Raw genomic sequence first — 24,786 nt, forward strand, 5'->3', positions numbered from 1 at the left:
CTGCCCGTCTTGTGGTTAAGGATAAAAATGACTCCGCGTACCGCCCTTGGCGCCTTGCATATCGGTGCCCTGATGTTCGGCCTGACCGGTGTATTCGGTAAGCTCGCCGCCGCTTCGCCCGCGGTCATCGTCTTCGGCCGTGCAGCCTTTGCCGTGCTCGCCCTGGGCGTCTTCGCCCGCCTGGCGAGCAACACCCCCTGGCAGAAACTGGCCGCCACCGATTGGCGGCGCCTGCTGCTCAGCGGCCTGCTGCTGGCCGGGCACTGGGTGAGTTTCTTCGTGGCGGTGAAGGTCGCGGGGGTGGCTATCGCGACCCTGGGCTTTGCCAGCTTTCCGGCGTTCACGGTGATTCTCGAAGGCCTGATCTTCCGCGAGCGGATCCGCTTCAACGAAATGCTGTTGGTGCTGCTGGTCAGCATCGGCCTGGTGCTGGTGACCCCGGACTTCGACCTGGCCAGCCAGGCCACCACCGGCCTGCTCTGGGCCGTGGGCTCGGGCCTGCTGTTTGCGCTGCTGTCACTGAACAACCGTGCCAGCTCCGGGCGGATCCCCGCGGTGCAGGCGGCGCTCTGTCAAAACGTGGTGGTCGCCCTGTGCCTGTTGCCGGTGGCGGCTCCCGAGCTTGGCCAGGTGCGGGCCATGGACTGGCTGTGGATCAGCCTGCTGGGAATTTTCTGCACCGGTCTGGCCCACAGCCTGTTTGTCGCCAGCCTGGCAGTGATCAAGGCGCGCACCGCAGCGGTGGTGTTTGCCCTGGAACCGGTCTACGGAATTACCGTGGCCTGGTTGCTGTTCGGCGAAAACCCGACCCTGCGCATGTTGTTCGGTGGGGCCTTGATCATCGTTGCCATCGTGGTTTCAAGCCGCCTGTCGGCGGGTTCGGGCAGCAAGGCAGCCACGGCTGAAGCCGGCTCTCACTGAGTACGGTCGTTGTGGCCCAGGTCGCGCTCGGGGTCGATCTGGTCGCGAACCCGCTGCTTCAGCACCTTGGCCTCGGGAAAGCCACCATCGGCCTTGCGTTCCCAGATCTGCACGCCATCGCAGGTGATGCGAAAGGCCCCGCCGGTTGCCGGCTCCAGGGACACCTTGCCCAGGTCGTCGCTGAAGGTGCTCAACAGCTCCTGGGCCAGCCACGCCGCCCGCAGTAGCCACTGGCATTGGGTGCAATAGGTGATGATCACTTCGGGTTTACGTTCAGTCATGGTACGGCCGACTCCTGGATTCAAGGGCGTCGTTATAATAGCCGGCTTTATCGCCCGCCCCGAGAACCGTAATGCGCCGCCTGCTGTCCTGCCTGTTCCTCTGCCTGCTGCCCTTGCTTGCTCAATCTGCCGAAGCGCCACGACCGAAAATCGGCCTGGTGCTGTCTGGGGGCGCCGCCCGCGGCCTGGCCCACATCGGGGTGCTCAAGGCCCTGGAGGAACAGGGCATCCGCATCGACGCCATCGCCGGCACCAGCATGGGCGCGGTGATCGGCGGGCTGTATGCCTCGGGCTACAAGATCGACGAGCTGGAAAAGCTTGCGCTGAACATCGACTGGCGACAGGCCTTGTCCGATGCCCCGCCCCGGGAAGACGTGCCGTTCCGGCGCAAGCAGGACGACCGGGATTTTCTGGTCAAGCAGAAGCTCAGCTTCCGCGACGATGGCAGCCTGGGCCTGCCGCTGGGGGTGATCCAGGGACAGAACCTGGCACTGCTGCTGGAAAGCAAGCTGGCCCACGCCAGCGATACCCGTGACTTCGACAAGCTGCCGATCCCCTTCCGGGCCGTGGCCACCGATATCGCCAGCGGCGAGAAAGTGGTGTTTCGCAAGGGCCACCTGCCCCAGGTGATCCGCGCCAGCATGTCGATCCCGGCGGTCTTCGCACCGGTGGAACTGGATGGCCGTCTGCTGGTGGACGGCGGCATGACCGATAACATTCCCCTGGACGTGGCGCGGGACATGAGAGTCGACATCGCCATCGTGGTGGACATCGGCACACCGCTGCGTTCGCGCAAGCAACTCAATACCGTGGTCGACGTGCTCAACCAGTCCATCACCCTGATGACCCGGCGCAACTCGGAGGTGCAACTGGCGGCACTGCACAAGGACGACGTGCTGATCCAGCCAGCGCTGTCGAGCTTTGGCGTTACCGACTTTGGCCGGGCCCAGGAAATGATCGACGCCGGCTACCGCGCCACCCGTATCCTCGACGCGCGCCTGGCCCGTCTGCGTCCGGCCCATGCGCTGGATGCCGAACTGACCGCTGCGCGCCAGCCCAGCCAGCGCACTCCGATCATCAGCGCGATCAAGGTGGAAAACGACTCCAAGGTCAGCGACGAAGTGATCCGCTACTACATCCGCCAGCGCATCGGCGAGCCGCTGGACCTGGGCCGCCTGGAAACCGACATGGGCACCCTGTACGGCCTGGATTTCTTCGAACAGGTGCAGTATCGCGTAGCCCACAAGGGGCAGGACAACACCCTGGTGATCAGCGCCCGGGGCAAGCGCAGTGGTACCGACTACCTGCGCCTGGGGCTGAACCTGTCCGATGACATGCGTGGCGACAGCGCGTTCAATATCGGCGCCAGCTACCGCATGAACGGCATCAACAGCCTGGGTGCAGAATGGCTGACCCGGGTGCAGATCGGTGATCAGCAGGAACTCTACAGCGAGTTCTACCAGCCACTGGATGCCGGTTCACGCTACTTCATTGCGCCCTTCATCGCCGCCGAAGCGCAGAACGTCGAGGCGGTGCTGGACAACGACCCGATCGCCGAATATCGCGTGGAACGCTACGGTTTCGGGCTCAACCTAGGGCGCCAGATCGGCAACAGCGGCGAAGTGCGTTTCGGCGTCGGCGAGGCCTGGGGCAAGGCCGATGTGCGCATCGGCGACCATAACCTGCCCAGCGAAAACTTCAACGAAGGCTACTACCAGTTGCAGTACTCCTTCGACTCGCTGGACAACGTCTACTTTCCTCACTCCGGCGAAGACATCAAGCTGAGCCTGCGCCAGTTCGAACCGAGCCTGGGTTCGGACAATCGCTACCGGCAGTGGGAGTTCAAGCTGGACAAGGCGCTGAGCAGCGGCCCCAATACCTTTGTCCTAGGCGGTCGCTATGGCCGGACCCTGGACAACGCCGACGTGGTGACGTCCAGCTTCCTGCTCGGTGGAGCTCGACAACTGTCCGGTTTCCGTCAGGACGCCCTCTCCGGGCAGAACATCAGCCTGGCTCGCGCCGTGTACTTCCGTCGCCTGACACCGCGCTCCTATCTGCCCCTGGACTTTCCACTGTACCTGGGAGGCTCGCTGGAGCGGGGCCGGGTGTGGAACAACGACAATGCCTTCGACAGCGGCTACATCAACGCGGCGAGCATCTTTCTCGGCTTCGACACGCCGCTGGGGCCGCTGAACTTCAGCTACGGCTTCAACGACGACAACCAGAAAGCCCTGTCACTGAATCTGGGCCAGACCTTTTGACAGGCACGCAAAAAACGCCCCTGGGCGCAGCAGGCTTGAATTCAGAATGGCAGAGGAACAAGACAAACCGGGGTCAGGCAACCCCGGTTGAAGGCGTCAGGATTTTTCCAGATTGGCCAGGATGCGCTCATGAACGCGAATGCAGACCCGCAGGTCTTCTTCGTCAACGCCAACGAACAGCTCATGACGCAAGGCGGTGGCGATGGTTTCGATCTGTTCGATCAAGGGCCGGGCGGACGGACAGAGAACGATTTTCTTCGCCCGGCGATCTTCCACCACCGACTGGCGCTGAACCAGGCCCTGGGTTTCCAGGCTGTCCAGCAGCCGGGCCAGGGTCGGCCCTTCTACGCCGACGCTTTGCGCCAGCTCGCGCTGAGTGGGCGCCTCTTCGAAGCGGGCCAAATGCAACAGCACCAGCCAGCGGGCCTGGGACAGGCCGAGCCCCGCCAGGCGGCGGTCCAGTTCGGCACGCCAGCCGCGAGACATATGCGCCAGCTGCATACCAAAACGGTGTTCATCGGTTAACGGCATAAAACACTCATGATCAGACTGAAAATAAAGAAAAACTAATTATTAGTCAGCTAAGCATGCCCCTTGCCCGGAGGCAAGGCCTGTAAGGGACTGAATCGTTACAACATTGACGCACCCCTTCACATTTCAAACTCCGACTCCAAGGCCGCACGTACGCAATACAGCACCCCTTCCGGCACCCTTCCGGCAAACACCGGGATAACCTCGGCTACTGGCGGCAACTCGCCCTCGCCGTCGAGGAACGCATCCTGGATCTCTCCCAGCAGGTCTTCCGGCAAGTCCAGGGCCTGTTCCAGCGACAGCTGCTGCTTGCCGATGGCTTCGGCGAGCAGGGTGTAGACGTTCTTTTCCGTGCACTGCAACTGGCCGGCGATCTGCACCGGAGTCATCCCCGCGCGAGCCAGGGTGATCAGTTCATGGCGCAGGTCGGCAACCACTTTCGGCGCCTCGACACCGCCGCCGAGGACTTCGAGGAAGGCTGCGCCATAACGCTCCAGCTTGCGCGCACCCACGCCGCTGACCTCGGCCATTTCGGCCATGGAGCCGGGCTGGCTGCGGAGCATTTCGAGCAAGGTGGAATCGGGAAAAATGACATAAGGCGGCACCCCATGTTCTTCCGCCAGCTTGCGTCGCAGGGCCCGCAGCGCTTCCCACTGCTCGCGCTCCTCGCCCCGTACCAGCTGGCTGGCCTGGCTGGTGCTGCTCTTGGGGGTGGTTTGCGGCTTGAGATCACGACGCAACTCCAGGGTCACTTCGCCCTTGAGCAGCGGGCGGCAGCTGTCGCTCAGGCGCAGGCCGCCATAACCTTCCAGATCGATGTCGGCCAGGCCGCGGGCCACCAACTGGCGGAACAGCGAGCGCCATTCGCCTTCGCTGCGGGCCTTGCCGACACCAAATACCGACAGGTGCTGATGGCCGAAACTGCGGACCTTTTCCGTGTCCTTGCCCAGCAGCACATCCACCAGGTGACCGACGCCGTAGCGCTGGCCAGTGCGATAGATCGCCGACAGCGCCTGGCGTGCCGGCTCGGTGGCGTCCCAGGTCTGTACCCCATCGACGCAGTTGTCGCAGTGACCGCAGGGTTGCGGCATGTCTTCATCGAAATAGGCCAGCAGGGTCTGGCGCCGGCAACGGGTTTCCTCGCACAGGGCCAGCATCGCATCGAGCTTGTGCTGCTCAAGACGCTTGTGGCGCTCGTCGCCCTCGGAGTTCTGCAGCATCTGCTTGAGCATCAGCACGTCCTGCAGCCCGTAAGCCATCCAGGCGTCTGCCGGCAGGCCGTCACGGCCGGCGCGACCGGTCTCCTGGTAGTAGGCTTCCAGCGACTTGGGCAAGTCCATGTGGGCCACGAAGCGCACGTTGGGCTTGTCGATGCCCATGCCGAAGGCAATGGTGGCCACCATGATCAGGCCTTCTTCGTTGAGGAAGCGCTTCTGGTGATAGGCCCGCAGCTCATTGGGCAACCCGGCATGGTAGGGCAGCGCGGTGAAACCCTGTTCGCAGAGAAATGCAGCCACTTCGTCGACCTTTTTGCGCGACAGGCAATAGACGATCCCGGCATCGCTGCGCCGCTCGTTGAGGAAGGCCTGCAACTGCTTGCGTGGCTGCTCCTTGGGCACGATGCGATAGAAGATGTTCGGCCGGTCGAAGCTGGAGAGAAAACGCTCGGCGTCCTGCAGGTGCAGGCGATTGACGATCTCTTCCCGGGTGCGCTTGTCAGCCGTGGCGGTCAGGGCAATGCGCGGCACCTGGGGGAACATTTCCGCCAGTTGCCCCAATTGCAGGTATTCGGGGCGGAAGTCGTGGCCCCACTGGGACACACAGTGGGCTTCATCAATCGCGAACAAGGCGATTTCCAAGCTCTGCAGAAACGCCAGCATGCGCGGCTGGACCAGGCGCTCGGGGGCCAGGTAGAGCATCTTCACTTCGCCGCGCCGGATGCGCGCGGCCAGGTCACGCTGCTGCTCGGGGCTGAGGGTGGAGTTCAGGGCTGCCGCTGCGACACCGAGTTCCTCCAGGGTCGCAACCTGGTCGTCCATCAGCGCGATCAGCGGCGAAACCACCACCGCCAGCCCTTCGCGAAGTAGCGCCGGGACCTGGAAACACAGCGACTTGCCACCACCGGTGGGCATCAGTACCAAGGCATCGCCGCCGCTGGCCACGCGCTCAATGATCGCACCTTGGCGACCACGGAAACTGTCGTAGCCGAAGATGTCCTTGAGGACGCGTTGAGCCTGTTCGAGCATGAAAAACTCCAAAAATCGCTGAAATCCCTGGGGGCAGACTGGACGAAAAGCCGGCACGCTTCACCGACATTTGCGTTAGCGGACTTGTCCGGAGCGGACGACCAGCCTGCAGGGCATCACAAAACGCGCGAGTATACCCGACCCCTTCCCGGCAGAGGGCACCGACAATGGACCGCTGGTAACCTTTAGAACCGCTCAAATCGGCACCGCGGCTGGCTTGAGCGCGCAAGAAAGCCTAGAATTCAGCATCGTTTATTCCCCAAGGTAGCCGTCAATGTCCTTCGCTGAGCAACTAACCCGCCTGCAAGTCTTCCTCGATGCAGATGATCTGCACGACGAGGCGCTGGACTACGTGGCCGCTCACGGCTACCTGACCGCGCTGTCCATCTGCTCGGAAAGCGTTCCGGACCGTGAATGGATCGACGCCCTGTTCGCCGAAGAGCCGCACTACCGTGACGACGCCGAACGCGAAGCCATCGAGTCGACCCTGCTGGCCCTCAAGGCACACATCGCCCGCCAACTGGCTTCCGACGAAGAATTCGAGCTGCCCTGCGAACTCGACCTGGGCGACGACCCGGACGACTCCGACCTGCGCGGCTGGTGCATCGGCTTCATGGAAGGCGTGTTCCTGCGTGAAGCGGCCTGGTTCGAAACCGCCGAGGAAGAAGTCAGCGAGATGCTGCTGCCGATCATGGTGGGTTCCGGCCTGTTCGATGAACAGCCGGAGTTCTCCGACATCGCCAGCGATGCCAACCTGATGGACGACATGATCGTGCAGATCCCGGAAGCGCTGACCGCGCTGTACCTGCTGTGCAACGCCCCCGACGAAAAACCTGCGCTGCTCAAGCCGCGCCACCACTGAGTCGTTGCCTATGGCCAAGCCCATAGGCCAACGCCCCCTGCTATGGCGTTACGTTCTGCTGGCCATCGGCTGGTCGAGCGTAGCGCTGGGGGTAGTGGGCATCTTCCTTCCTGTATTGCCTACCACGCCTTTCCTGCTGCTGGCAGCCGCCTGCTTTGCCCGTAGCTCGCCACGCTTCTACCAATGGCTGGTGCAACACCCACGCCTGGGTCCGTGGATCCGCGACTATCTCGACGGCAACGGCATTCCGCTCAAGGGCAAGGTCTACGCCATCGGCCTGATGTGGTTGAGCATCGGTTTCTCCTGCTACCTGGTGCCATCGCCCTGGGCCCGGGGTTTCATGCTGACCAGCGCAGTGCTGGTGAGTCTCTATATCCTGCGGCAGAAGACTCTGCGGCGCTCCTGAAGGTTTATGGGGTGGCCGGCAAGAACGGGGCCACCGCGCGCCATTGCCGCCTGCGGCAGCGGCGCCAGATTCGGGAGCGGTCAGGATTTGGCGTGGTTGCGCTGGTAGGTGTCTTCGCCCATCGCGGCAATCTGCCCTTCGATCAGGGCCTCGAAAGGCCGCAACAGCGGCTCGAACGAAGCAGGAGCTTCAAGTACCTGCAATGCCTGAACGATCGCTTCCACAGTGGACAAGGCTCCCGGCCCCGGGGCCTTGCGCAGGCGATAGCGAGACTCCACCCCAGTCGCCAGGGTCACCCTTGGCAGCGCCGCCAGCAACGGATTGAGGTGCAGCAACTTGCGCGCCTTGCGCCAGGTGCCGTCGGGCACCACCAGCAGCAGCGGTGCATCCGTCTCGGCATAGGCCTGCAATGGCCGGGCATCATCCGCCGGGAACAGCAGGCATGCTCGATATCCGGGCTGGTCGAGCAACGCCGGCAGCTCCTCGAACACCTCCCCCACCACCAGTTCGGCGTTGTTCAGCCCCAGCGCCGCCAGACGTGCGGTGTTCAAGGCATGATTGACCTCACTGGGATGCTGCAACAACAGCACTCGGGTGCGGCTGGGTAGCTGGGGAATCAGCGGGCACAGACAATGGCCCGCAGGGCGCAGGCAACGCTCGCAGCGTGCTCGAGACATGGGACCTCCTTATGACTGGTTGAGCTGCGCCTTGAGCAGGTCGCGAAAGGTCTGGATCAGCGGCTCTCGACCGCGTCCGCGACGCATGATCATGGAGAACGGCGCCTGGTAGCCAAAGGTTGCCGGCAGCAGCACCCGCAAGTCGCCCTTGTCCGCCCAGGCCTGGGCGTAATGCTCCGGCAGGTAGCCGATGTAGGCGCCGGACAGCACCAGGATCAACTGCGCCTCCATGCTCTCCACCGTCGCCGCACTGTGCTTGAAGCCGTGCCGGGCCAGTTCGGCCTGGCTCCAGTAGCCGCGGCCGACCATGCGTTGCTGGGTGATCACCTGCTCGGGAATGCGCCGCTCGCTGTACAGCGGGTGACGGTTGCTGCAATACAGCCAATGCTGCTCGCGGTAAAGCGGCATGTACACCAGGCCGCTCATGCGCGTGGAAAAGGCACCGATGGCCAGGTCCAGGCGATTGTCCTGCACCCCCAGCTGCAACTCGTGGGGGCTCATCACCGACAGGTGCAGGTGCACCGCCGGATGCTCCTGGCTGTAGGCGCCGATGGCCTCGGCAAACGGCAGGGCCTTATCGCTCACCGTGGAGTCGATCACCCCCAGGTTCAGGGTCCCGCGAAGCTCGCCCTTGAGGGCTGCGGCGTACTGTTCGAAACCTTCCAGCTCGCCCAGCAGGCGCAGGGTTTCCTGGTGGAACAGCTCGCCCTTGCTGGTCAGGCTGAAACCGCCCCGGCCACGGTGGCAGAGCACCAGGCCCAGGGATGCCTCCAGCTGGCTCATGTAGGTGCTGATGGCCGAGGTGGAAAGATTGAGTTCGTGCTGGGCGTTGGCGAACCCCTGATGCCGCACCACGCTGACGAAGATGCGTAATAGTTTCAGATCAGGTAAAGCGTTGGCCATGACAGGCTCCGATAACAGGCAAAACGACAACGTCCCTGCGGCGAGGGTGCGGGTTCTCGCCGAGCGGCAAAGCAACCCCGATGGCCTCCATGCCCGCTTTCAATCCAACCCTGCAACCCGGATAACGGTGGCTGCACCACCGGACGGGAGCAAGCTCCCTCGCCACCAAGGGCCCGGGGAGCAGCGCGGGAGTCTAGCGCGCCATCGGCCATTAGTTTAGAAAAATCTGAACTAAGTATTTGTTCGTAGCGATTCTTTCCCCGCACTACATTTCGCAGAATCGGCCCCACTCGGTTGCTCGGGCAGGATTCGCTGCGCCGTCGACCCCATAAATATAAAACAACGATGAGGCCTATCCCGTGGACAAGATTCTCCACCAACCACTGGGCGGCAACGAAATGCCGCGCTTCGGCGGCATCGCCACCATGATGCGTCTTCCCCATCTGCAATCCGCTGCCGGCCTGGACGCTGCGTTCGTCGGCGTGCCCCTGGACATCGGCACCTCGCTGCGTGCCGGCACCCGTTTCGGCCCGCGGGAAATCCGTGCCGAATCAGTCATGATCCGCCCTTACAACATGGCCACCGGTGCTGCCCCGTTCGACTCGCTGTCGGTGGCCGACATCGGCGACGTAGCGATCAACACCTTCAACCTGCTGGACGCGGTGCGCATCATCGAAGAAGCCTATGACGGCATCCTCGAACACAACGTGATTCCCCTGACCCTGGGCGGCGACCACACCATCACCCTGCCGATCCTGCGGGCCATCCACAAGAAACACGGCAAGGTCGGGCTGGTGCACATCGATGCCCACGCCGATGTCAACGACCACATGTTCGGTGAGAAAATCGCCCACGGCACCACCTTCCGCCGCGCCGTGGAAGAAGGCCTGCTGGACTGCGACCGCGTGGTGCAGATCGGCCTGCGCGCCCAGGGCTACACCGCCGAAGACTTCAACTGGAGCCGCAAGCAGGGCTTTCGCGTGGTCCAGGCCGAAGAATGCTGGCACAAATCCCTGGAGCCCTTGATGGCTGAAGTCCGCGAGAAAGTCGGCAACGGCCCGGTGTACCTGAGCTTCGACATCGACGGCATCGACCCGGCCTGGGCCCCAGGTACCGGCACCCCGGAAATCGGTGGCCTGACCACCATCCAGGCCATCGAGATTGTCCGTGGCTGTCAGGGCCTGGACCTGGTGGGCTGCGACCTGGTGGAGGTTTCGCCGCCTTATGACACCACCGGCAATACCTCGCTGCTGGGCGCCAACCTGCTGTACGAAATGCTCTGCGTACTGCCTGGCGTCGCCCATCGCTGAGACTCGGCACATGCTGCGCGCCGCCAGACCGTTTGCGGCGCAAAGCGGTACTACCCGCTTCATCTTTACCCCGTCCTCGGCTGCTGTTGCGCAATGCCTGCCAGGCATTAGCCGGGCCGATGACGGGCCAAGGATGGTTCCGAGGTGCGGTGACGCATCCCGGACAACGCCGTCGTCCGCCCACAAGGGGACGGCGCCGGATTGACTCATGACGTAGCCACGAAGCTGCGCATGCAAGGGGAGCAAGACTTCAGCCAGGAACGCGAAACCATTGGGTCTCGCACAAAACAACAAGGCCTCTGGCTGGCCTGTCACAACCATTTGTCCGCTGTGCCGGAAGGGCTGCCACCCCCTTAGCCAATGTGATCGGAGCAGATCATGAATAACAACAAAGAAAAAAACCCTAGCAACATCGCAACCAACAGGATCGGACAGATCCTCGAGCACCAGCGCGACACCAGGCCTTGCGACCTGTTTCGCCTACCCTCCGGCCTGGCCAGCACCGCCATCGCCACTCTCGAAACTGCGCACTCCAGCATGGCCAGCCGCTGTACCAGCGGGCTGCTGGCAAGTCGCGCGCTACTGCCCGGATAACCTCCTGGAGCGGCCCGTCTCGCGATAGAGCCCCTGGGTCTTGCACAAGACTTGACCCCGCCTTCGCTGAGCAGCCAGCACCTGCATGAACCGTTTGTTTCACATAAAAAAGATAATCGGAGACACGCCACCATGGCTTTAGATCTATTTGTCGTACTCATCTATGCCGCCGGCATGCTCGTACTCGGCTACTACGGCATGCGCAAGGCCAAGACCCACGAGGACTACCTGGTGGCCGGCCGCAACCTGGGCCCCACCCTGTACATGGGCACCATGGCCGCCACGGTCCTGGGCGGTGCCTCCACCGTCGGCACCGTGCGCCTGGGCTATGTCCACGGCATTTCCGGTTTCTGGCTGTGCGCCGCCCTGGGGGCGGGGATCATTGCCCTGAACCTGCTGCTGGCCAAGCCGCTGCTCAAGCTGCGCATCTTCACCGTCACCCAGGTGCTGGAGAAGCGCTACAACCCCATGGCCCGCCAGGCCAGCGCAGTGATCATGCTGGCCTACGCGCTGATGATCGGGGTGACTTCGATCCTCGCCATCGGCACCGTTCTGCAAGTGCTGTTCGGCCTGCCGTTCTGGGTTTCGGTTTTGCTGGGGGGCGGCGTGGTGGTGGTGTACTCGGCGATCGGCGGCATGTGGTCGCTGACCCTGACCGACATCGTCCAGTTCGTGATCAAGACCGTGGGCCTGATGTTCATCCTGTTGCCGATCTGCCTGTACCGCGTAGGCGGCTGGGATGAATTGGTGGCCAAGCTGCCAGCGTCCAGTTTCAGCTTCACCGCCATCGGCTGGGACACCATCATCACCTACTTCATGATCTACTTCTTCGGCATCCTGATCGGCCAGGACATCTGGCAACGGGTGTTCACCGCCAAGACCGAGAAAGTCGCGCAATACGCCGGCACCCTGGCGGGCTTCTACTGCATCCTCTACGGCCTGGCCTGCGCCCTGATCGGCATGGCCGCCCATGTTCTGCTGCCGGACCTGGACAACGTCAACAACGCCTTTGCCGCCATCGTCAAAGCCTCGCTGCCGGACGGCATCCGTGGCCTGGTGATCGCTGCGGCGCTGGCCGCCATGATGTCCACTGCCAGCGCCGGCCTGCTGGCCGCCTCCACCACCCTGACCGAAGACCTGCTGCCAAGGCTGCGCGGCGGCAAGCAATCGAGCCTGGGGATCAACCGCCTGTTCACCTTCCTCACCGGCATCGTGGTGCTGGGCATTGCCCTGGTGGTCAACGACGTGATCAGCGCCCTGACCCTGGCCTACAACCTGTTGGTGGGCGGCATGCTGATCCCGCTGATCGGCGCCATTTTCTGGAAACGCGCCACCACTGCCGGCGCTATCGCCAGCATGGGCCTGGGCTTCGTCACGGCTCTGGCCTTCATGTTCAAGGACGGCCTGGATGCCAACACACCGATCTACTACAGCCTGGCCGTGGGCCTGGTGAGTTTCGTGGTGGTGAGCCTGGCTTCCCGGCGCCCTGCGCCCCTGGCCAACGCAATCTGACGTGAAGCCGGAGGTCTGAAGCTTTTCTTCGACGGGTGCGGCGTCGGTGGCCGCACCCGTTTTTTTTCGCCTGGCAAAAGCCTCGCGGCAGCGACGGGCAAAGCCCGCAGCCATTTTCGTCAGGGCCATGAATGGACGAATGGTTACCCCGCCGGAAAAAAACCTGTGCTGTACTCAGATCCAGCGACGACTGTTCCCGCAGGAAAACAGTACAAGGATCGCTGGCCGCCTCAGTGCACGCTATCGCTTCACCCTTGGATGGGGTCATAAAACAATAAGAGCCTCTCCCTGCCCCGAGGTGTTTATGGACCGTTTCTCCATCCAGCAAAGCATCCGTCATGCCATCGATGCACAAATGGCCCAGAAGTGGCCAACCCCGCCCTGCCAGGCCCGCGAACACGACACCTACTCCCTGGACCTCAAGGCCCTGCTGCACAGCCTGGAGCGAGAGTTCAACATTCGCCTGGATCCCGACCGCGACCTGTATCGAATCAGCAGCATCAGCGAGCTGAGCCTGTTCATCCTGGAAAAGACCCGCGCCGACGCTGCCCGTCCCGCCTGACCTGCTGTCGTATCGGGAGCAACGCAGATGAATCGGGCCCAAGCGCGCGCGGCAGTGCACCTGCTCATTCGCCACTGGCTGGATGAGCCTGTGGATTTCGATGACCAGAGCGGTCTCTCTGAACTGGGGCTGGACAGGGATGATATCGAGGCGCTGCTGTGGCGCCTGGAGGACAGGTTCGACCTGGGTGTCTTGCCCCGTGAAGAGCAGCGAGCGCTAGGGCAGCTGGAAAGGGTGGATGACCTGGTGCAATGGTTATTGGAAAAGGCCCGGCAAAACCAGGATTGACCCGATTGCCCCAGGCCTGTGGCCCAGCGACTGCCGGCTAGAAAACATCCGCGAGAGCCGGAGCCTGCACTCCGCTCTCGCCTCTGCTTCAGCGACGACGTTGTTGACGGCGCCGCAGCTCTTCGTCGGTAGGAATCGGCACCGGTTGCAGCGGTGGCTCGATCAGGCCCAGTGCGACGCCAAGGTCGTGCAGCCAGCTTTGCAGTTTGTCTTTCATAGTGCCCCCTCAGGGTCGTGCCGAGCGGCGATACTGCGCCGCCTCAAGCAGATAATAGCCCTATCTTTTCCAGCGCGCTGCTGCGCAATGGCAATGAACTGTTACTGGATTAAAGCCAATGGCCATCGGGTGCTCAAGCATGGGCCCGCGCCTGCTGCGCAAGCTGCACGCCAGCGCCCTGTTGCAGCTCGATCCAGGCATTGAGGTTGGCCCCGACCATGCCCTTGCGCCACATCAGCCAGGTAGTGGCACGGGCAAAAGGCTCGGCCAGGGCATGCACCGCCACGCTTTCGCGCCCCGGCAGGCTGTCGAGCATCGACTGAGCCATCAGCGCCACCCCGGAACCGGCGATCACACAGGCCAGCATGCCCTGATAGGACTCGATCTCCATGGCCCGCCCCATCGCGGCGTGGTAGTGGGCAAACCAGGATTCCAGACGCATGCGATAGGAGCATCCCTGGCGAAAGGTGAACACCGCACGGCCCTCCACGTCCCGGGCCGTACGCACCGGCGGATGGTCGGCTTCGCTGATCAGTACCAGGGTCTCGTCGCACAGGGGCACGCCATCCAGGCCTGCCAGCTCCAGCGGCCCGTCCACCAGGGCTGCATCCAGGCGCCCGGTGAGCAAGCCTTCGAGCAACTCGCCGCTGGGCCCGGACTGCACCTGCAGGTTCACCGCCGGATAAGCCCGGTGATAACGCGCCAGCAACGCAGGCAAGTGAATCGCCGCGGTGCTGTACATGGTGCCCAGGACAAACTCCCCGGCCGGCTGACCGCCCTGCACCGCGGCATGGGCCTCGTCGTGCAAGGCGAACAGGCGCGCGGCGTAATCCAGCAGCACCTTGCCCGCCGGCGACAACTGCAGGCGCTGACGCTCGCGCAGGAACAGTTCGACCCCCAGTTGCTCCTCCAGTTGCTTGAGCCGGGTCGAGAGGTTCGACGGCACTCGGTGCAGGCGCTCGGCGGCGCGAGTGATGGAGCCTTCCTCGGCCACGGCCTGGAAGATGCGCAATTGGCTGAACTCCATGACTTTCTCCAAAACTGAACAAGTTACTCAATATTATTCATTTTTAAAGAAAGTCAATCAGCCCTAGCCTGACGGTCATTGTCCCCATCGATGGAAAGCCGACCATGTCTCCCCTGCTCCGCCTGCTCGCCAGCTTCATTGCCCTGATGATGGCCATGGGCATTGGCCGCTTCGCCCTGACCCCGCAACTGCCGCACCTGATCAGCGAAGGCCAGGTCGACCTGACCGCCGCCGGGCTGATTGCCGCCGCCAATTACCTGGGCTATTTCCTTGGAGCCCTGGACGCCATGTTCGCCCGGCGTCCGGCCCAGGTGCGCCTGCGCCTGCTGGGCGGCTTGTGGCTGTGCGTGCTGCTGACCCTGGCCTCGTTCTGGGCCCAGGGCTTCTGGCCGCACCTGCTGCTGCGCTTCGGCACCGGGGTGGCCAGCGCCTGGGTGCTGGTGATGATCACGGCCCTGAGCCAACCCCTGGCCCAGGCGGCGGGCCGGCCACGCCTCGGGGCCCTGGTGTTCGCCGGCCCGGGGCTGGGCATCATGCTCACCGGGCTACTGGCCCTGGGCTCCAATCTTCTGGGGCAAAGCTCGGCCAACCTGTGGCTGCTGTATGCCGCGGTCGCCTTGTTGATGCTGCTGGTGATCCTGCCGATCCTGCCCCCGGCCTCGGCGCGCCCCAGTGGCGAAACGCAGAGCGCCTGCGCCACCGAGCACAGCGTGGCGCGCCTGGGGCTGGTCTACGCCCTGTATGGCGTGGGCTACATCATCCCCGCGACCTTCCTTTCGCAGATGGCCAATGCGCGCTTCCAGGGCCAGTGGCAGGCCGACCTGTTCTGGCCCGGTTTCGGCCTGGCCGCGGCCGTAGGCGTGGCCCTGGCCAGCCTGCGTCGGCACACCCCACACAGCACCCGGCAATGGCTGATGGCGACCTTGTGGCTGCAGGCCGCCGGGGTCTTTGCCTGCCTGCTGGGCAGTGGCCTGGGGCTGGTATTGGGCGTGTTGCTGTGCGGCACGCCGTTCCTGGCCTGCATGCAGTTGGTGATGCAGCGCTCCCGGGAACTGGCGCCGCAGTCGGCCCAGCGCAACGCCGGCCTGCTCACTGCCTGCTTTGCCGTGGGCCAGTTGAGCGGCCCGTTGCTGGCCGCCCTGAGCAGCCACTTCAGCGGCGACCTGCAGCTGGCGCTGGTGGTGGCGGGCTGCGGCTTGCTGATCGGCGCCAGCCTGCTCTGGCAACTGCGACCAACGGCACAGCGCTGTGCGGTCGTCTCGTGAAGCGCGGGCTACAACAAGCGCTGGATCCGCCGCCGCAGCCACTGTTCGGCGCTGACGAAGGTAATACCCAGCAGCACCAGCATTGCCCCCAGCACGAAGTTGAGGCTCAAGGGCTCGCCCAGTAACAGCACGCCGAAGGTCACGCCGAACATCGGGGTCATGAAGGAAAACACTGCCAGGTTCGCCGCCAGATAACGCCGCAGCAGCCAGAACCAGGTCAGGTAGCTGAAGAACGATACCACCAGCCCCTGGAACAACACGCTGGCCACCGCTACCGGAGTCAGGCTGACCTGGGTCACCTGGCCGCTGAGCACGGCGATCAGCAACAGGCCGACGAAACCGACGATCAACTGATAGAACAGGGTCAGGGTCGCCGGCGCCTCGGACAGGCGCGAAGCCCGCACCACCACTGTGGTCGCGCCCCAGGCCAGCCCCGCCAGCAATCCCAGAATGTCGCCCAGGAGCATGCGCCGGTCCAGGTTGTCCAGGGAGATCCCGCCGGCAAAGGCAATGCTGATGCCGATAAACGCCAGGACGATCCCCAACCATTGCAAGGGCCGCAAGCGTTCGCTGGGCAACAGCCAATTGACCCCAAGGGCGGTGAAGATCGGTGCGGTGTAGAGAAACACCGACATGTGCGCGGCACTGGTGAGCTTCAGGCCTTCGGCGATAAACAGGAACTCCAGGCCAAACAGAGCGCCGGCCAGCAAGCCGCCGCGCCAGGTACTGGAAACCTGGGACCAGCCGCCTTTCCAGCACATCAGTACAGCCACCAGCAGCGCCGAGATCCCCGAACGGGCGGCCGCCTGCATGATGGGCGCGATGTCCGCCGCGGCCCACTTGATCATCACCTGCTGCACGCCCCAGATCAGGCACAGCCCCAACATCACCTGCAGGGCAAACCCATCGGCGTTGCGCCGTTCGATGCTCACCGCCGTACCTCACATTGATTCAATGACATGACCCCTACCCGAAATAAAGAACTGCCGCCGCGCCTGACGGGTCCCCTGGAGCAGACCTAGTTCCCGTCGTTTGCGCCAGGCGCCCAGCGGCAGGCACAGAAGACGCCGAAACTGCAGGCCAGGGCACTGGCCAGCATGCCCCAGGCCATGTCCAGCAGCGCCAGGGAAGCCGACCAGCCCTGCAAGGTCGCCCAGTTGCTCAGGTCATAAGTGCCGTAGGCCACCAGCCCGAGCAGCGCCCCCAGGCACGCAGCCCGGCGCCAGCCGCCCTGCTGCAGGGCGGGCCGCACGGCGAACAGCAGGCAACCGCTAACGTAGAGGAGGTAGAACAGCGCTGCCGGCAACAGCCGTGGCTGTTCCAGCAGCAGCGCCCCCAACTGGGCCCGGTAGGTTTCGCCCATCATCAGCCCCAGCCAGAGCGCGTCGAGTAGCAGGAACGCCAGCAAGGTGGCGAGCCAGGCAACCAGCGTGGTTTTCATAAGCCTCGCCCGCCGCGTGAAGTGAGTCTCAGCTTAGCTCGATACGATCCGCGTGAATGACAATCTGGCCCTGCTTGTAGAGGGCACCGATGGCCTTCTTGAAGTTGCCCTTGCTAACCCCGAACAAACTGCTGATCAAGGCCGGGTCGCTCTTGTCGCTGACCGCCAGCGAGCCATCGTTTTCCCGCAACTTGGCGAGGATCTTCGAGTTCAGGCTGGTGGCCGCCTGTTCACCGACAGGTTGCAGACTCAGGCTGATCTTGCCGTCGGCGCGCACTTCCTTGATGAAACCTTTCTCTTGCATCCCCGAGCGCAGGAACTTGAACACTTCGTTCTTGTGGATCAGGCCCCAGTGCTTGTTGTTGATGATGGCCTTGAAGCCCATGTCGGTGGACTCGGCCACCAGCAAGTCGACTTCCTGGCCGGCCTTGTAGTTGGCCGGCGTCTTGTCCAGGTAGCGGTCCAGACGGGCCGTGGCGGTGATACGGCGAGTGTGCTTGTCCAGGTAGACATGCACCACGCAGTATTCGCCGGCGTTCATCTGGCGCTTTTCCTCGGAGTACGGCAGCAGCAGATCCTTGGGCAGCCCCCAGTCCAGGAACACCCCGATACTGTTAACTTCGACGACTTTAAGACTGGCGAACTCACCAACTTGAACTTTCGGCTTTTCGGTAGTTGCGATTAACTTGTCAGCACTGTCCAAGTAAACAAAAACATTCAGCCAGTCTTCATCTTCACTGGGAATGTCCTTGGGGATATAACGATTGGGCAGCAATATTTCGCCGTCCGCCCCACCGTCCAGATACAAACCAAAGTTAGTGTGTTTAACCACTTGCAAACTGTTGTAGCGCCCGACTAAAGCCATTTCCAATACCCTCATTGCGTGGGCGGCATTCTACCTGTTTTCCAGGCCTGCGTTGATGCTCCTGAATCGCCGGCCACGAAATCCTTGATTTTTCTGGCGTTCCCAGCGCTCAACCGGCCGCTCGTCAGGCAAACAGCCGTGCATAGAGCCTTTGCGGAGCACAGCGAGAGGGCATTTTTTTCGATGGGTCCTTAGTTAAAACAGCGACTTAGGAAAATATCCGAAAAATAAACTTAGGAAAAACAGCAGGAAGCGCCTTTCTGTTCCAGGGGATATTTACCAAGCAATTGTCAAGTATTTCTGATAAGATGCCTGGCCAAATTAATTTTCCCGAAAGGTTAAATGGCCGCCATGCGAGTAAAAGCCTCCAACAGCAAAGCAAAACCAGCTCCCGCCGTTGAAACCAGTGAATCGATCAACGAACAGATCGCAGCGTTCCTGAAATCGGGCGGCGAAATCCAGCAGATCGCCAAAGGCGTCAGCGGCCAGACTTTCGGCCCGTCCAAGCAGATCAGCCTGGGCAAGAAGTAACTCCCCCGCGCATTATCCTGGTCCCTTAGCGCTTTGCCCTCAAAGCGCTAGGACTGGCACCCGCTCTCCTCCCCACTACCAGCAAATCGACGAACGGCCTTCAGCCAATGGCATTCGCCGGTATCCTTTACCCCCTCTAGATCAATCGTTTCAGCCGCCTTTCAGGTTGTCGCTCCGCGCAGTTCAGGGAGTGCTGCATGCTCAAATCCGCGTTGCTGGCCTGCAGCCTGCTGTTGGCCTGCCCCATTGCCCATGGGCAAATCTTCCAGCGCGAGCTGGGGGATTTCGACCTCAAGCTGGGCACCAGCCCCAGCCGCAGCATGGCCCAGGGCCTGGTCAAGCCGTCCTCAAGCGGCTCGTTCCACGGCGGCCTCGACCTGAGCCACGACAGTGGCTGGTATGCCGGCCAGTGGGCCCCCAGCATGGGCCTGAGCCCCTCCAGCAAACTGGAGGTGGATTCCTACCTGGGCTTCAAGCAGCCCTTCGACCAGACCCTGGGCTACGAACTGGGAATGATCCACTACAACTACCCGCAGTTGCGGACCCAGGACAGCCAGGAATTCTACGGCGGCCTGACCCTGCTCGGCAGCCGCTTCGGCGCGGCGTTCAGCAATGACCCGGACAAACGCAACAGCACCCTGTTCGCTGACCTGGGCGGCAACGTACCGTTCGGCATTGGCGTCAGCGTCAAATACACCACCCATCAACTGAACAATGGCGTCTCGATCGCCGACGGCGGCTACGTGGCCGGCTTCAATGACTGGTCGATCAAGCTCTCGCGCCCCTGGCTGGGGATCGACCTGAACCTGATCTACAGTGACTCCAGCCTCAGCGGCAACGACTGCAGCGCCTACTCCGGGCATAACCCGCAATGCGACGGCCTGCTCACCTTCAAGGCCGAACGGGCGTTCTACTGAACGTCTGAACTGCGAGGCGCCTTCAGGGTTCAGATACAGCAACCCGCACTCGCAAGGACTCGAACATGGCGCGCCGCTGGCACCTACTCATTCCGCTCCTGATCATCAGCCTGCTGCTGGGCGCCTGTAGCCGGGTCGGCCTGGCCTATCGCAACCTGGATGTGATCATTCCCTGGAACCTCAACGACTACCTGGACATGAACAGCGACCAGAAGAGCTGGTTCAACCAGCGCCTGCAGCAGCACCTGAGCTGGCATTGCACCACCCAGCTTCCGGGTTACCTGGACTGGCTCGACCGCCTGCAACTGATGGTGCAGAACAACCAGGTCAGCGACCAGGGCTTGCAAGAGCGCACCCGGGAAGCCAAGCAAGCCATCGCCGAAACCGCCCAGCAGATCACCCCGTCCGCCGTGGAGCTGCTCCAGGGTCTGAACGACCAGCAAGTCAAAGAGATGAATTCTGCCTTCGCCAAGGACCTGCAGGAACACCAGGAGCAATACCTCAAGCCGCCGTTGGCGCAACAGATAGAGCAGCGCAGCCAACGCATGAGCAAGCGCCTGAACGCCTGGCTCGGCCCCTTGAGCCCGAGCCAGCAGCAACGGGTGGAACAATGGTCCAGCAGCCTGGGCCAGCAGAACCAGCAGTGGATCGCCAACCGAGCCCACTGGCAGGCGCAATTCAGCGCGGCTGTGGAGCAACGGCAAAACAGCGATTTCCCACAACGTATCGAGCAATTGCTGGTACACCGCGAGAGCTTATGGACGCCGGACTATCGCCAGGCCTACGCCCACACCGAACAGGCCGCACGCAGCCTGCTGGTGGACCTGATGGCACAAAGCACCCCGGCCCAGCGCCAGCGCCTGCTGAAGAAAATCGACGGAGTGCGCAAGGACTTCGCCGAGCTCAAATGCCTGCAGAACGCCCGCCAGGGCTAGGCGCAACCTAGGCGATCTGGGCCTTGGAGGCCACCTGATCGAAGGTCGCCGGATCCAGCGCATCGGCCTGCTCATCCAGCACCTGGCGCGGGTGATCATTGCCCGGGATGCTGCTGTCGATCAGGCACAGCAGGCTGGAACCACGGGGCGTGAGCACGAAGTTCTCGCCATTGCCCCCCTCCTCTTCCGGCCGGCTTTCGATAAAGCCACGGTCCAGCAGTAACTTTTCGTACTCGGTGGCGGTGACTTTCAGGTCATCCAGATTGCCGGTGGGCTCGCCTTCCGCCGCCTTGGCCGCCGCATGCTGCTCGGCATAGGGTCGCGGAGTGAAGCTGTGGCCGGCGCCGTTCTGCACTTCGTGCAGCAGTCGTTCGATCAGATCCCAGTTATAAGTCGTCATCCTGATTCAACCTCCAGACAAGAGAATGAAATGCCTTCACAAGTTGTGACCGGCAGGCCATTCAGCCGTTCAGGAAATCCACCCCAGGCCGCCGCCCCCTGATCGGAAAACCGCTGGGCGGTTTGTCGATCCACTCCAGCGCCAAACGACTAGCGTGTGTAAGACCCATCGCCCCCACTGCCTTGAGGAGAGATGTCATGTCCGTTACCGAGCATCCCGTGGTCTCCCGGGAACAATGGCTGCAAGCCCGCAAACAGCACCTGATCCACGAAAAGGCCTTTACCCGCCAGCGCGACCAGCTCAGCGCCGAACGCCGGGCGCTGCCCTGGGTAAAAATCGACAAGCCCTATCAGTTTCATGGCCCCGATGGCCCGCTGGGCCTGGCCGATCTGTTTGGCGACCACAGCCAACTGCTGGTCTACCACTTCATGTTTGCCGAAGGTTGGGAGGAAGGCTGCAAGGGCTGCTCGTTCGTCGCCGACCACTTCGATGGCGCCAACCAGCACCTGGCCCACCACGATGTAGCGCTGGTGGCCATCTCCCACGCCCCTTATGCCGAGTTCCAGGCCTTTCGCCAGCGCATGGGTTGGCATTTCGATTGGTATTCCAGCGCCGGCGACGACTTCAACCAGGACTTCGGCGTCAGCCTCAGCGCCGAGCAACTGGCCCAGGGCACTGCCAGCTACAACTACGAACAGGCCAGTGGCGATGAGCAGGAGTTGCCCGGGCTCAGCGTGTTCTACCGCAACCCGCAAGGTGAGATATTCCACACCTATTCCACCTATGCCCGCGGGCTGGACCTGTTGCTGGGGGCCTACAACTTCCTCGACCTGACGCCCAAGGGGCGCAACGAAGAGCAGATCATGGGCTGGGTCCGGCACCACGATCGCTACCAGGCAACGCCCCAGGGCAAGAGCAGCAGTTGCTGTTGTGACGATTGAGAACCTGTTCGCCGGCAGAACCTGCCGCAGGAGCCAGCTTGCCGGCGAATCGCACTCACAAACGGCACGAATCTGCGGCAGACTGTGACGACCCACCCAGCCAACTAAGCTGTAGACATGAGCGCCGCCTATCACAGCCTCCACGAATACACCCTGCGCATGAGCCGGGTGCTGGAGCATATCGACCAACACCTGGACCAACCCCTGGAGCTGGCGGACCTGGCGCGGGTCGCACATTTCTCGCCCTACCACTTCCACCGCCTGTTCAGCGCCTGGGTCGGCGAGCCCCTGGGTGCCTACCTGCGCCGCCGACGCCTGGCCTGCGGCGCCTACCTCATGGCCAGCCGCCCCTCGGCCTCAGTGCTGGAAATTGCCCTGGAAGTCGGCTTCGGCTCCGGCGAGGCATTTTCCCGGGCCTTCAAACAGCACTTCTCGGTCTCCCCCAGCACCTGGCGCGATACCGAGCCCAAACGCTGGCACCGCCGCCTGGACGACATCCGCGAACGCCGTCTGCGTGAATTGCGCAATCCTGATCAGACCCACATCCCCGCCTTCGACGATCCTGACGCCTTCATTCACCTGAAGGAAACCGCGATGAAGGTCACCCTGCAGCAACTACCCGCCACCCGCGTGGCCTACCTGCGCTACATCGGCGCCTACGGCCCGGGCATTGGCGTTTTCTGGCGCGAAACCGCAGCGCCATGGATGCTCGAACATCAACTTTTCAACCGCGTGCGCTACGGCATCGGCCACGACGACCCGGACCTCACCCCCGCCGACAAATGCCGCTACGACGCCTGCGTGGAAGTGCCCGAAGACTTCAAGGCCAGCGCCCCCGCGGTCGTCACTACCCTGCCCGGCGGCCTCTACGCCGTGGCCCACTACCGCGGCCTGGGCCCGGCTATCGCCGACGCCTGGATCGAACTATGCCGCGACTGGCTGCCCAAGAGCGGCCTGCAATTCGACCCGCGCCCGGCCTTCGAACGCTACCCGGGGGATGCCTTCTACGACGTCAAGACCGGGGAGCTGGAGTGTGAGATCTGCATTCCGGTGAAAAAGCTATAACCCAAAAAGCACGTTGATCCCCCTGTAGGAGCGAGCTCGCTCGCGAACAACGCCAACGATAACGCGCCGCTACTGAAAGAACGCGACGCCCTGGCGCTCATCGCGAGCGAGCTCGCTCCTACAATCCCTCCACACACTCACTCAACGAGAAGGAATGGCCGTGATATCGCGAACGATGAACCTCGGCAGAGCACGAATGTAGAAGTTCTCCACATCCGAATTACCGCTGTTGGTGATCGCCCCCAACATGGTCTTCATATTGCGCAACTAGCCCATGGCCCCGGCAGGCTGCAAACCATTGCGCTCCTGGGCGAAATGCAACACCTCGGCGCCGTCGCGCTTGACCTGCACCTTGTAGCCAAAGTCGACACTGGCAAGGATCGTATTGTCATCGACGACCATCGACACCAGCCCGCCCTGGGAATCACTGAGGCGGCGCTTGTACACCGCATCTACATCCAGCAGGTAGTCGGCACTGTCCTTGGTGGCGGCGTAGCGATTGGCATTGCCCAACTGCCGGATCAACTCCATGCCCAGTTGCTGACGCAACTTGTCCTCGGGCAGAAAGCGCTCGCTCTCGCCGACCAACTGCAGGTTGAAGGTATCGATCCAGTAAGTGGCGGTAGCGGTAATCCGTACCGGTTTGGGCGAGATGTAATAGTCCGGAGTGGAGGCGCAACCGGCGAGCAAAGCGAGGGTGAAGAGCAGAGACAACAGACGCATGACGGATCTTCCTTGAGAAGGTTTTCAACAACGCACCGCCACCTGAAAACCACCTGTGGCATGGCGATAAGCGGCGGCATTGTAAGCCAGGAAAATCACGGCGGACCGGCTTGAACAGGTCCTCTCGACAAATTAGGAATTGCCTTACAGCAGAAGCAGACAATCCAGTAGGAATGAGGCTTAAAGGACAGGGGGGGGAACGCTGGATATAGTCGAGGGAGCGTTGAAAGAACGACCGGGTTTGGCGACCTGATCTACAGAGCCCCCAGCCAAACCAAAAACGCTCAATAAATGACGCGTTATCAAGCTATAACCGGCCACGACTGCAACATCCCCTCCCTGCTGATCGATACCCAAGCTCCCATGGACGTCCTGCACGATGCAGCGGGGTATCGCATTCGCGCCGTGACTCAATTGCTGGAGAACTTCGCGATTTCTGATGACGCGCCCAGAGGTGCAGTGGTGCTGCAGGAACTATCGCTGGTGTGCAGCATTCTGCTGCGAGATGGGTGTGATTTGATGGATGTGACGACGAGGCGGATGCAGGAGCAGGTGCTCCAGTAAGCAAAAAAGGGCGGCTTGAAGGTCGCCCTTTTTCTCTCGCAGTAGATCGTACACCGATCGGTCAAAGGCTTACTTGCTTTCTTTGGCAATAGTGCCCAGGCCTGCATCCTTGACCAGATAACGGCCTTCCACATCGCCTAACACCTTTAAGCTGTTGCGAGCCATCATCACACCAACTTCCACTTCTTGCTTGAGGTAGATAACCTCGCCTGCTTTCACCGTCACAGGCATGTCTGCCCAGTTTTCAGCCTTGGAGCTAATAACGTGCTGACCAGGGGTGACGTAGAAATAAATGTATTGGTTACCACGGTTGTAGCCCATTTCCGAGTCGGCTTCCTTGTCATCCAGGAAGACATTGAAACGTACCATCATTCCCACATTGCTAGGACGAACGACGTATACCAAGCCTTTATCGGCAACTGCAGATTTAGGTAGTGAGTACTGCGCGACCTCGGCTTGCATCTTTTCCATAGATGGGGCTGAGGCACAGCCATAAAGCAAGACTATAGAGACAACAGAGGCGACCTTGCAGACAATCTTA

General features: G+C 62.3%; 28 protein-coding genes and 2 pseudogenes. 17 read left to right on the forward strand and 13 right to left on the reverse strand.

The window, feature by feature from the left end; genetic code table 11:
• Positions 1-27 precede the first annotated feature (27 nt).
• The gene (locus AC1RCO_RS08590) at positions 28-921 is read left to right on the forward strand and encodes a DMT family transporter (RefSeq protein WP_015634597.1); all 894 of its coding nucleotides are present in this window, start codon (positions 28-30) and stop codon (positions 919-921) included.
• On the opposite strand, the gene AC1RCO_RS08595 is transcribed toward AC1RCO_RS08590, so the two are convergent.
• Positions 915-1,202: an Rdx family protein gene (locus tag AC1RCO_RS08595; RefSeq protein ID WP_011059920.1), complete on the reverse strand. Its 288-nt coding sequence runs from the start codon at positions 1,200-1,202 to the stop codon at positions 915-917. The two genes, AC1RCO_RS08590 and AC1RCO_RS08595, sit on opposite strands and share 7 nt — an antisense overlap.
• A 71-nt stretch (positions 1,203-1,273) precedes the next feature.
• Between AC1RCO_RS08595 and AC1RCO_RS08600 the strand changes: the two genes are divergently transcribed.
• Positions 1,274-3,463: a patatin-like phospholipase family protein gene (locus AC1RCO_RS08600; RefSeq protein ID WP_492617632.1), complete on the forward strand. Its 2,190-nt coding sequence runs from the start codon at positions 1,274-1,276 to the stop codon at positions 3,461-3,463.
• A gap of 96 nt (positions 3,464-3,559) precedes the next feature.
• Here AC1RCO_RS08600 and AC1RCO_RS08605 read toward each other — a convergent pair whose 3' ends face one another.
• Together AC1RCO_RS08605 and recQ are read right to left on the reverse strand one after the other, a co-directional pair.
• Positions 3,560-3,994: a MarR family transcriptional regulator gene (locus AC1RCO_RS08605; protein WP_011059918.1), complete on the reverse strand. Its 435-nt coding sequence runs from the start codon at positions 3,992-3,994 to the stop codon at positions 3,560-3,562.
• 119 nt (positions 3,995-4,113) lie between these two features.
• The gene (recQ, locus tag AC1RCO_RS08610) at positions 4,114-6,240 is read right to left on the reverse strand and encodes a DNA helicase RecQ (RefSeq protein WP_065363346.1); all 2,127 of its coding nucleotides are present in this window, start codon (positions 6,238-6,240) and stop codon (positions 4,114-4,116) included.
• 274 nt (positions 6,241-6,514) lie between these two features.
• Between recQ and AC1RCO_RS08615 the strand changes: the two genes are divergently transcribed.
• Positions 6,515-7,102: a UPF0149 family protein gene (locus tag AC1RCO_RS08615; protein ID WP_041116614.1), complete on the forward strand. Its 588-nt coding sequence runs from the start codon at positions 6,515-6,517 to the stop codon at positions 7,100-7,102.
• 10 nt (positions 7,103-7,112) lie between these two features.
• Entirely contained in the window at positions 7,113-7,508 is a 396-nt protein-coding gene (locus AC1RCO_RS08620; protein ID WP_011059915.1) for a YbaN family protein, read from the forward strand.
• 80 nt (positions 7,509-7,588) lie between these two features.
• Here the strand turns inward: AC1RCO_RS08620 and AC1RCO_RS08625 are convergent, their stop codons facing one another.
• Both AC1RCO_RS08625 and AC1RCO_RS08630 read right to left on the reverse strand, forming a co-directional pair.
• Entirely contained in the window at positions 7,589-8,185 is a 597-nt protein-coding gene (locus tag AC1RCO_RS08625) for a tRNA-uridine aminocarboxypropyltransferase (protein ID WP_015634594.1), read from the reverse strand.
• A gap of 9 nt (positions 8,186-8,194) precedes the next feature.
• Positions 8,195-9,088 carry a LysR family transcriptional regulator gene (locus tag AC1RCO_RS08630; protein ID WP_011059913.1) on the reverse strand — a complete coding sequence of 298 codons (894 nt, stop codon included), beginning with the start codon at positions 9,086-9,088 and terminating at the stop codon, positions 8,195-8,197.
• Between the two features lie 359 nt (positions 9,089-9,447).
• Here AC1RCO_RS08630 and speB point away from each other — a divergent pair, with 359 nt between their 5' ends.
• The 6 genes and pseudogenes from speB (at position 9,448) to AC1RCO_RS08660 (ending at position 13,354) form a co-directional block, all read left to right on the forward strand.
• The gene (speB, locus tag AC1RCO_RS08635) at positions 9,448-10,398 is read left to right on the forward strand and encodes an agmatinase (protein WP_011059912.1); all 951 of its coding nucleotides are present in this window, start codon (positions 9,448-9,450) and stop codon (positions 10,396-10,398) included.
• 165 nt (positions 10,399-10,563) lie between these two features.
• A pseudogene (locus AC1RCO_RS08640) lies at positions 10,564-10,755 on the forward strand (DUF4440 domain-containing protein); the annotation flags it as partial.
• A 21-nt stretch (positions 10,756-10,776) separates the two neighbouring features.
• Complete coding sequence (locus AC1RCO_RS08645) at positions 10,777-10,992, forward strand: hypothetical protein (protein ID WP_053149687.1); 216 nt, start codon at positions 10,777-10,779, stop codon at positions 10,990-10,992.
• A gap of 132 nt (positions 10,993-11,124) precedes the next feature.
• The gene (locus AC1RCO_RS08650; protein WP_011059911.1) at positions 11,125-12,504 is read left to right on the forward strand and encodes a sodium:solute symporter family protein; all 1,380 of its coding nucleotides are present in this window, start codon (positions 11,125-11,127) and stop codon (positions 12,502-12,504) included.
• Between the two features lie 304 nt (positions 12,505-12,808).
• The gene (locus tag AC1RCO_RS08655) at positions 12,809-13,066 is read left to right on the forward strand and encodes an acyl carrier protein (protein WP_019093736.1); all 258 of its coding nucleotides are present in this window, start codon (positions 12,809-12,811) and stop codon (positions 13,064-13,066) included.
• A gap of 27 nt (positions 13,067-13,093) precedes the next feature.
• On the forward strand, positions 13,094-13,354 hold the full coding sequence (locus AC1RCO_RS08660; protein ID WP_011059909.1) for a hypothetical protein: 261 nt from the start codon (positions 13,094-13,096) through the stop codon (positions 13,352-13,354).
• Positions 13,355-13,442: 88 nt separating this feature from the next.
• On the opposite strand, the gene AC1RCO_RS08665 is transcribed toward AC1RCO_RS08660, so the two are convergent.
• Both AC1RCO_RS08665 and ptrR read right to left on the reverse strand, forming a co-directional pair.
• Positions 13,443-13,571 (reverse strand): PA1414 family protein, encoded by a 129-nt coding sequence (locus AC1RCO_RS08665; protein WP_011059908.1) that lies wholly within the window; start codon positions 13,569-13,571, stop codon positions 13,443-13,445.
• Positions 13,572-13,704: 133 nt separating this feature from the next.
• Positions 13,705-14,598 (reverse strand): putrescine utilization regulator PtrR, encoded by an 894-nt coding sequence (gene ptrR, locus AC1RCO_RS08670; RefSeq protein WP_011059907.1) that lies wholly within the window; start codon positions 14,596-14,598, stop codon positions 13,705-13,707.
• Between the two features lie 104 nt (positions 14,599-14,702).
• Here ptrR and AC1RCO_RS08675 point away from each other — a divergent pair, with 104 nt between their 5' ends.
• On the forward strand, positions 14,703-15,863 hold the full coding sequence (locus AC1RCO_RS08675) for a YbfB/YjiJ family MFS transporter (RefSeq protein ID WP_053156889.1): 1,161 nt from the start codon (positions 14,703-14,705) through the stop codon (positions 15,861-15,863).
• Positions 15,864-15,871: 8 nt separating this feature from the next.
• Here AC1RCO_RS08675 and AC1RCO_RS08680 read toward each other — a convergent pair whose 3' ends face one another.
• The 3 genes from AC1RCO_RS08680 to AC1RCO_RS08690 all read right to left on the reverse strand — a co-directional run bounded on the left by AC1RCO_RS08680 (position 15,872) and on the right by AC1RCO_RS08690 (position 18,169).
• The gene (locus tag AC1RCO_RS08680) at positions 15,872-16,795 is read right to left on the reverse strand and encodes a DMT family transporter (protein ID WP_047284674.1); all 924 of its coding nucleotides are present in this window, start codon (positions 16,793-16,795) and stop codon (positions 15,872-15,874) included.
• Between the two features lie 86 nt (positions 16,796-16,881).
• On the reverse strand, positions 16,882-17,304 hold the full coding sequence (locus tag AC1RCO_RS08685) for a DUF2177 family protein (RefSeq protein ID WP_072444252.1): 423 nt from the start codon (positions 17,302-17,304) through the stop codon (positions 16,882-16,884).
• Positions 17,305-17,332: 28 nt separating this feature from the next.
• Positions 17,333-18,169 (reverse strand): CvfB family protein, encoded by an 837-nt coding sequence (locus AC1RCO_RS08690; protein ID WP_026020046.1) that lies wholly within the window; start codon positions 18,167-18,169, stop codon positions 17,333-17,335.
• Between the two features lie 342 nt (positions 18,170-18,511).
• Here AC1RCO_RS08690 and AC1RCO_RS08695 point away from each other — a divergent pair, with 342 nt between their 5' ends.
• The 3 genes from AC1RCO_RS08695 to AC1RCO_RS08705 all read left to right on the forward strand — a co-directional run bounded on the left by AC1RCO_RS08695 (position 18,512) and on the right by AC1RCO_RS08705 (position 20,552).
• A complete protein-coding gene (locus AC1RCO_RS08695; RefSeq protein ID WP_016962619.1) occupies positions 18,512-18,700 on the forward strand; it encodes a PFL_1563 family small protein in 189 nt (62 codons plus the stop codon).
• A gap of 197 nt (positions 18,701-18,897) precedes the next feature.
• On the forward strand, positions 18,898-19,617 hold the full coding sequence (locus tag AC1RCO_RS08700) for a TorF family putative porin (RefSeq protein WP_065363342.1): 720 nt from the start codon (positions 18,898-18,900) through the stop codon (positions 19,615-19,617).
• Positions 19,618-19,682: 65 nt separating this feature from the next.
• Positions 19,683-20,552 (forward strand): DUF6279 family lipoprotein, encoded by an 870-nt coding sequence (locus tag AC1RCO_RS08705; RefSeq protein ID WP_492617633.1) that lies wholly within the window; start codon positions 19,683-19,685, stop codon positions 20,550-20,552.
• 7 nt (positions 20,553-20,559) lie between these two features.
• Here the strand turns inward: AC1RCO_RS08705 and AC1RCO_RS08710 are convergent, their stop codons facing one another.
• Complete coding sequence (locus AC1RCO_RS08710; RefSeq protein WP_011059899.1) at positions 20,560-20,952, reverse strand: hypothetical protein; 393 nt, start codon at positions 20,950-20,952, stop codon at positions 20,560-20,562.
• 197 nt (positions 20,953-21,149) lie between these two features.
• On the opposite strand from AC1RCO_RS08710, the gene AC1RCO_RS08715 reads away from it, so the two are divergent.
• Complete coding sequence (locus AC1RCO_RS08715; RefSeq protein WP_053149676.1) at positions 21,150-21,893, forward strand: DUF899 domain-containing protein; 744 nt, start codon at positions 21,150-21,152, stop codon at positions 21,891-21,893.
• A gap of 117 nt (positions 21,894-22,010) precedes the next feature.
• A complete protein-coding gene (locus AC1RCO_RS08720; RefSeq protein WP_041116594.1) occupies positions 22,011-22,958 on the forward strand; it encodes an AraC family transcriptional regulator in 948 nt (315 codons plus the stop codon).
• A 141-nt stretch (positions 22,959-23,099) separates the two neighbouring features.
• Here the strand turns inward: AC1RCO_RS08720 and AC1RCO_RS08725 are convergent.
• A pseudogene (locus AC1RCO_RS08725) lies at positions 23,100-23,681 on the reverse strand (hypothetical protein).
• A gap of 291 nt (positions 23,682-23,972) precedes the next feature.
• Here AC1RCO_RS08725 and AC1RCO_RS08730 point away from each other — a divergent pair.
• Positions 23,973-24,245, forward strand: coding sequence for a hypothetical protein (locus tag AC1RCO_RS08730; protein WP_492617634.1), 273 nt, complete (start codon positions 23,973-23,975; stop codon positions 24,243-24,245).
• A 69-nt stretch (positions 24,246-24,314) separates the two neighbouring features.
• Here AC1RCO_RS08730 and AC1RCO_RS08735 read toward each other — a convergent pair whose 3' ends face one another.
• Positions 24,315-24,707, reverse strand: coding sequence for a DUF2846 domain-containing protein (locus AC1RCO_RS08735; protein WP_181000770.1), 393 nt, complete (start codon positions 24,705-24,707; stop codon positions 24,315-24,317).
• Positions 24,708-24,786: the final 79 nt, after the last annotated feature.

It is taken from the genome of Pseudomonas sp. GW823-FHT03E05, assembly GCF_058796855.1.

Coding starts and splice junctions, on each gene's coding strand:
- AC1RCO_RS08695 (WP_016962619.1), top strand. CDS start 18,512: ATGGCCGCCATGCGAGTAAAAGCCTCCAACAGCAAAGCAAAACCAGCT.
- AC1RCO_RS08660 (WP_011059909.1), top strand. CDS start 13,094: ATGAATCGGGCCCAAGCGCGCGCGGCAGTGCACCTGCTCATTCGCCAC.
- AC1RCO_RS08685 (WP_072444252.1), bottom strand. CDS start 17,304: ATGAAAACCACGCTGGTTGCCTGGCTCGCCACCTTGCTGGCGTTCCTG.
- AC1RCO_RS08655 (WP_019093736.1), top strand. CDS start 12,809: ATGGACCGTTTCTCCATCCAGCAAAGCATCCGTCATGCCATCGATGCA.
- AC1RCO_RS08715 (WP_053149676.1), top strand. CDS start 21,150: ATGTCCGTTACCGAGCATCCCGTGGTCTCCCGGGAACAATGGCTGCAA.
- AC1RCO_RS08620 (WP_011059915.1), top strand. CDS start 7,113: ATGGCCAAGCCCATAGGCCAACGCCCCCTGCTATGGCGTTACGTTCTG.
- AC1RCO_RS08710 (WP_011059899.1), bottom strand. CDS start 20,952: ATGACGACTTATAACTGGGATCTGATCGAACGACTGCTGCACGAAGTG.
- AC1RCO_RS08700 (WP_065363342.1), top strand. CDS start 18,898: ATGCTCAAATCCGCGTTGCTGGCCTGCAGCCTGCTGTTGGCCTGCCCC.
- AC1RCO_RS08625 (WP_015634594.1), bottom strand. CDS start 8,185: ATGTCTCGAGCACGCTGCGAGCGTTGCCTGCGCCCTGCGGGCCATTGT.
- AC1RCO_RS08705 (WP_492617633.1), top strand. CDS start 19,683: ATGGCGCGCCGCTGGCACCTACTCATTCCGCTCCTGATCATCAGCCTG.
- AC1RCO_RS08735 (WP_181000770.1), bottom strand. CDS start 24,707: ATGCAAGCCGAGGTCGCGCAGTACTCACTACCTAAATCTGCAGTTGCC.
- AC1RCO_RS08720 (WP_041116594.1), top strand. CDS start 22,011: ATGAGCGCCGCCTATCACAGCCTCCACGAATACACCCTGCGCATGAGC.
- AC1RCO_RS08730 (WP_492617634.1), top strand. CDS start 23,973: ATGACGCGTTATCAAGCTATAACCGGCCACGACTGCAACATCCCCTCC.
- AC1RCO_RS08615 (WP_041116614.1), top strand. CDS start 6,515: ATGTCCTTCGCTGAGCAACTAACCCGCCTGCAAGTCTTCCTCGATGCA.
- recQ (WP_065363346.1), bottom strand. CDS start 6,240: ATGCTCGAACAGGCTCAACGCGTCCTCAAGGACATCTTCGGCTACGAC.
- AC1RCO_RS08650 (WP_011059911.1), top strand. CDS start 11,125: ATGGCTTTAGATCTATTTGTCGTACTCATCTATGCCGCCGGCATGCTC.
- AC1RCO_RS08605 (WP_011059918.1), bottom strand. CDS start 3,994: ATGCCGTTAACCGATGAACACCGTTTTGGTATGCAGCTGGCGCATATG.
- AC1RCO_RS08645 (WP_053149687.1), top strand. CDS start 10,777: ATGAATAACAACAAAGAAAAAAACCCTAGCAACATCGCAACCAACAGG.
- AC1RCO_RS08595 (WP_011059920.1), bottom strand. CDS start 1,202: ATGACTGAACGTAAACCCGAAGTGATCATCACCTATTGCACCCAATGC.
- ptrR (WP_011059907.1), bottom strand. CDS start 14,598: ATGGAGTTCAGCCAATTGCGCATCTTCCAGGCCGTGGCCGAGGAAGGC.
- AC1RCO_RS08600 (WP_492617632.1), top strand. CDS start 1,274: ATGCGCCGCCTGCTGTCCTGCCTGTTCCTCTGCCTGCTGCCCTTGCTT.
- AC1RCO_RS08690 (WP_026020046.1), bottom strand. CDS start 18,169: ATGGCTTTAGTCGGGCGCTACAACAGTTTGCAAGTGGTTAAACACACT.
- AC1RCO_RS08665 (WP_011059908.1), bottom strand. CDS start 13,571: ATGAAAGACAAACTGCAAAGCTGGCTGCACGACCTTGGCGTCGCACTG.
- AC1RCO_RS08590 (WP_015634597.1), top strand. CDS start 28: ATGACTCCGCGTACCGCCCTTGGCGCCTTGCATATCGGTGCCCTGATG.
- AC1RCO_RS08675 (WP_053156889.1), top strand. CDS start 14,703: ATGTCTCCCCTGCTCCGCCTGCTCGCCAGCTTCATTGCCCTGATGATG.
- AC1RCO_RS08630 (WP_011059913.1), bottom strand. CDS start 9,088: ATGGCCAACGCTTTACCTGATCTGAAACTATTACGCATCTTCGTCAGC.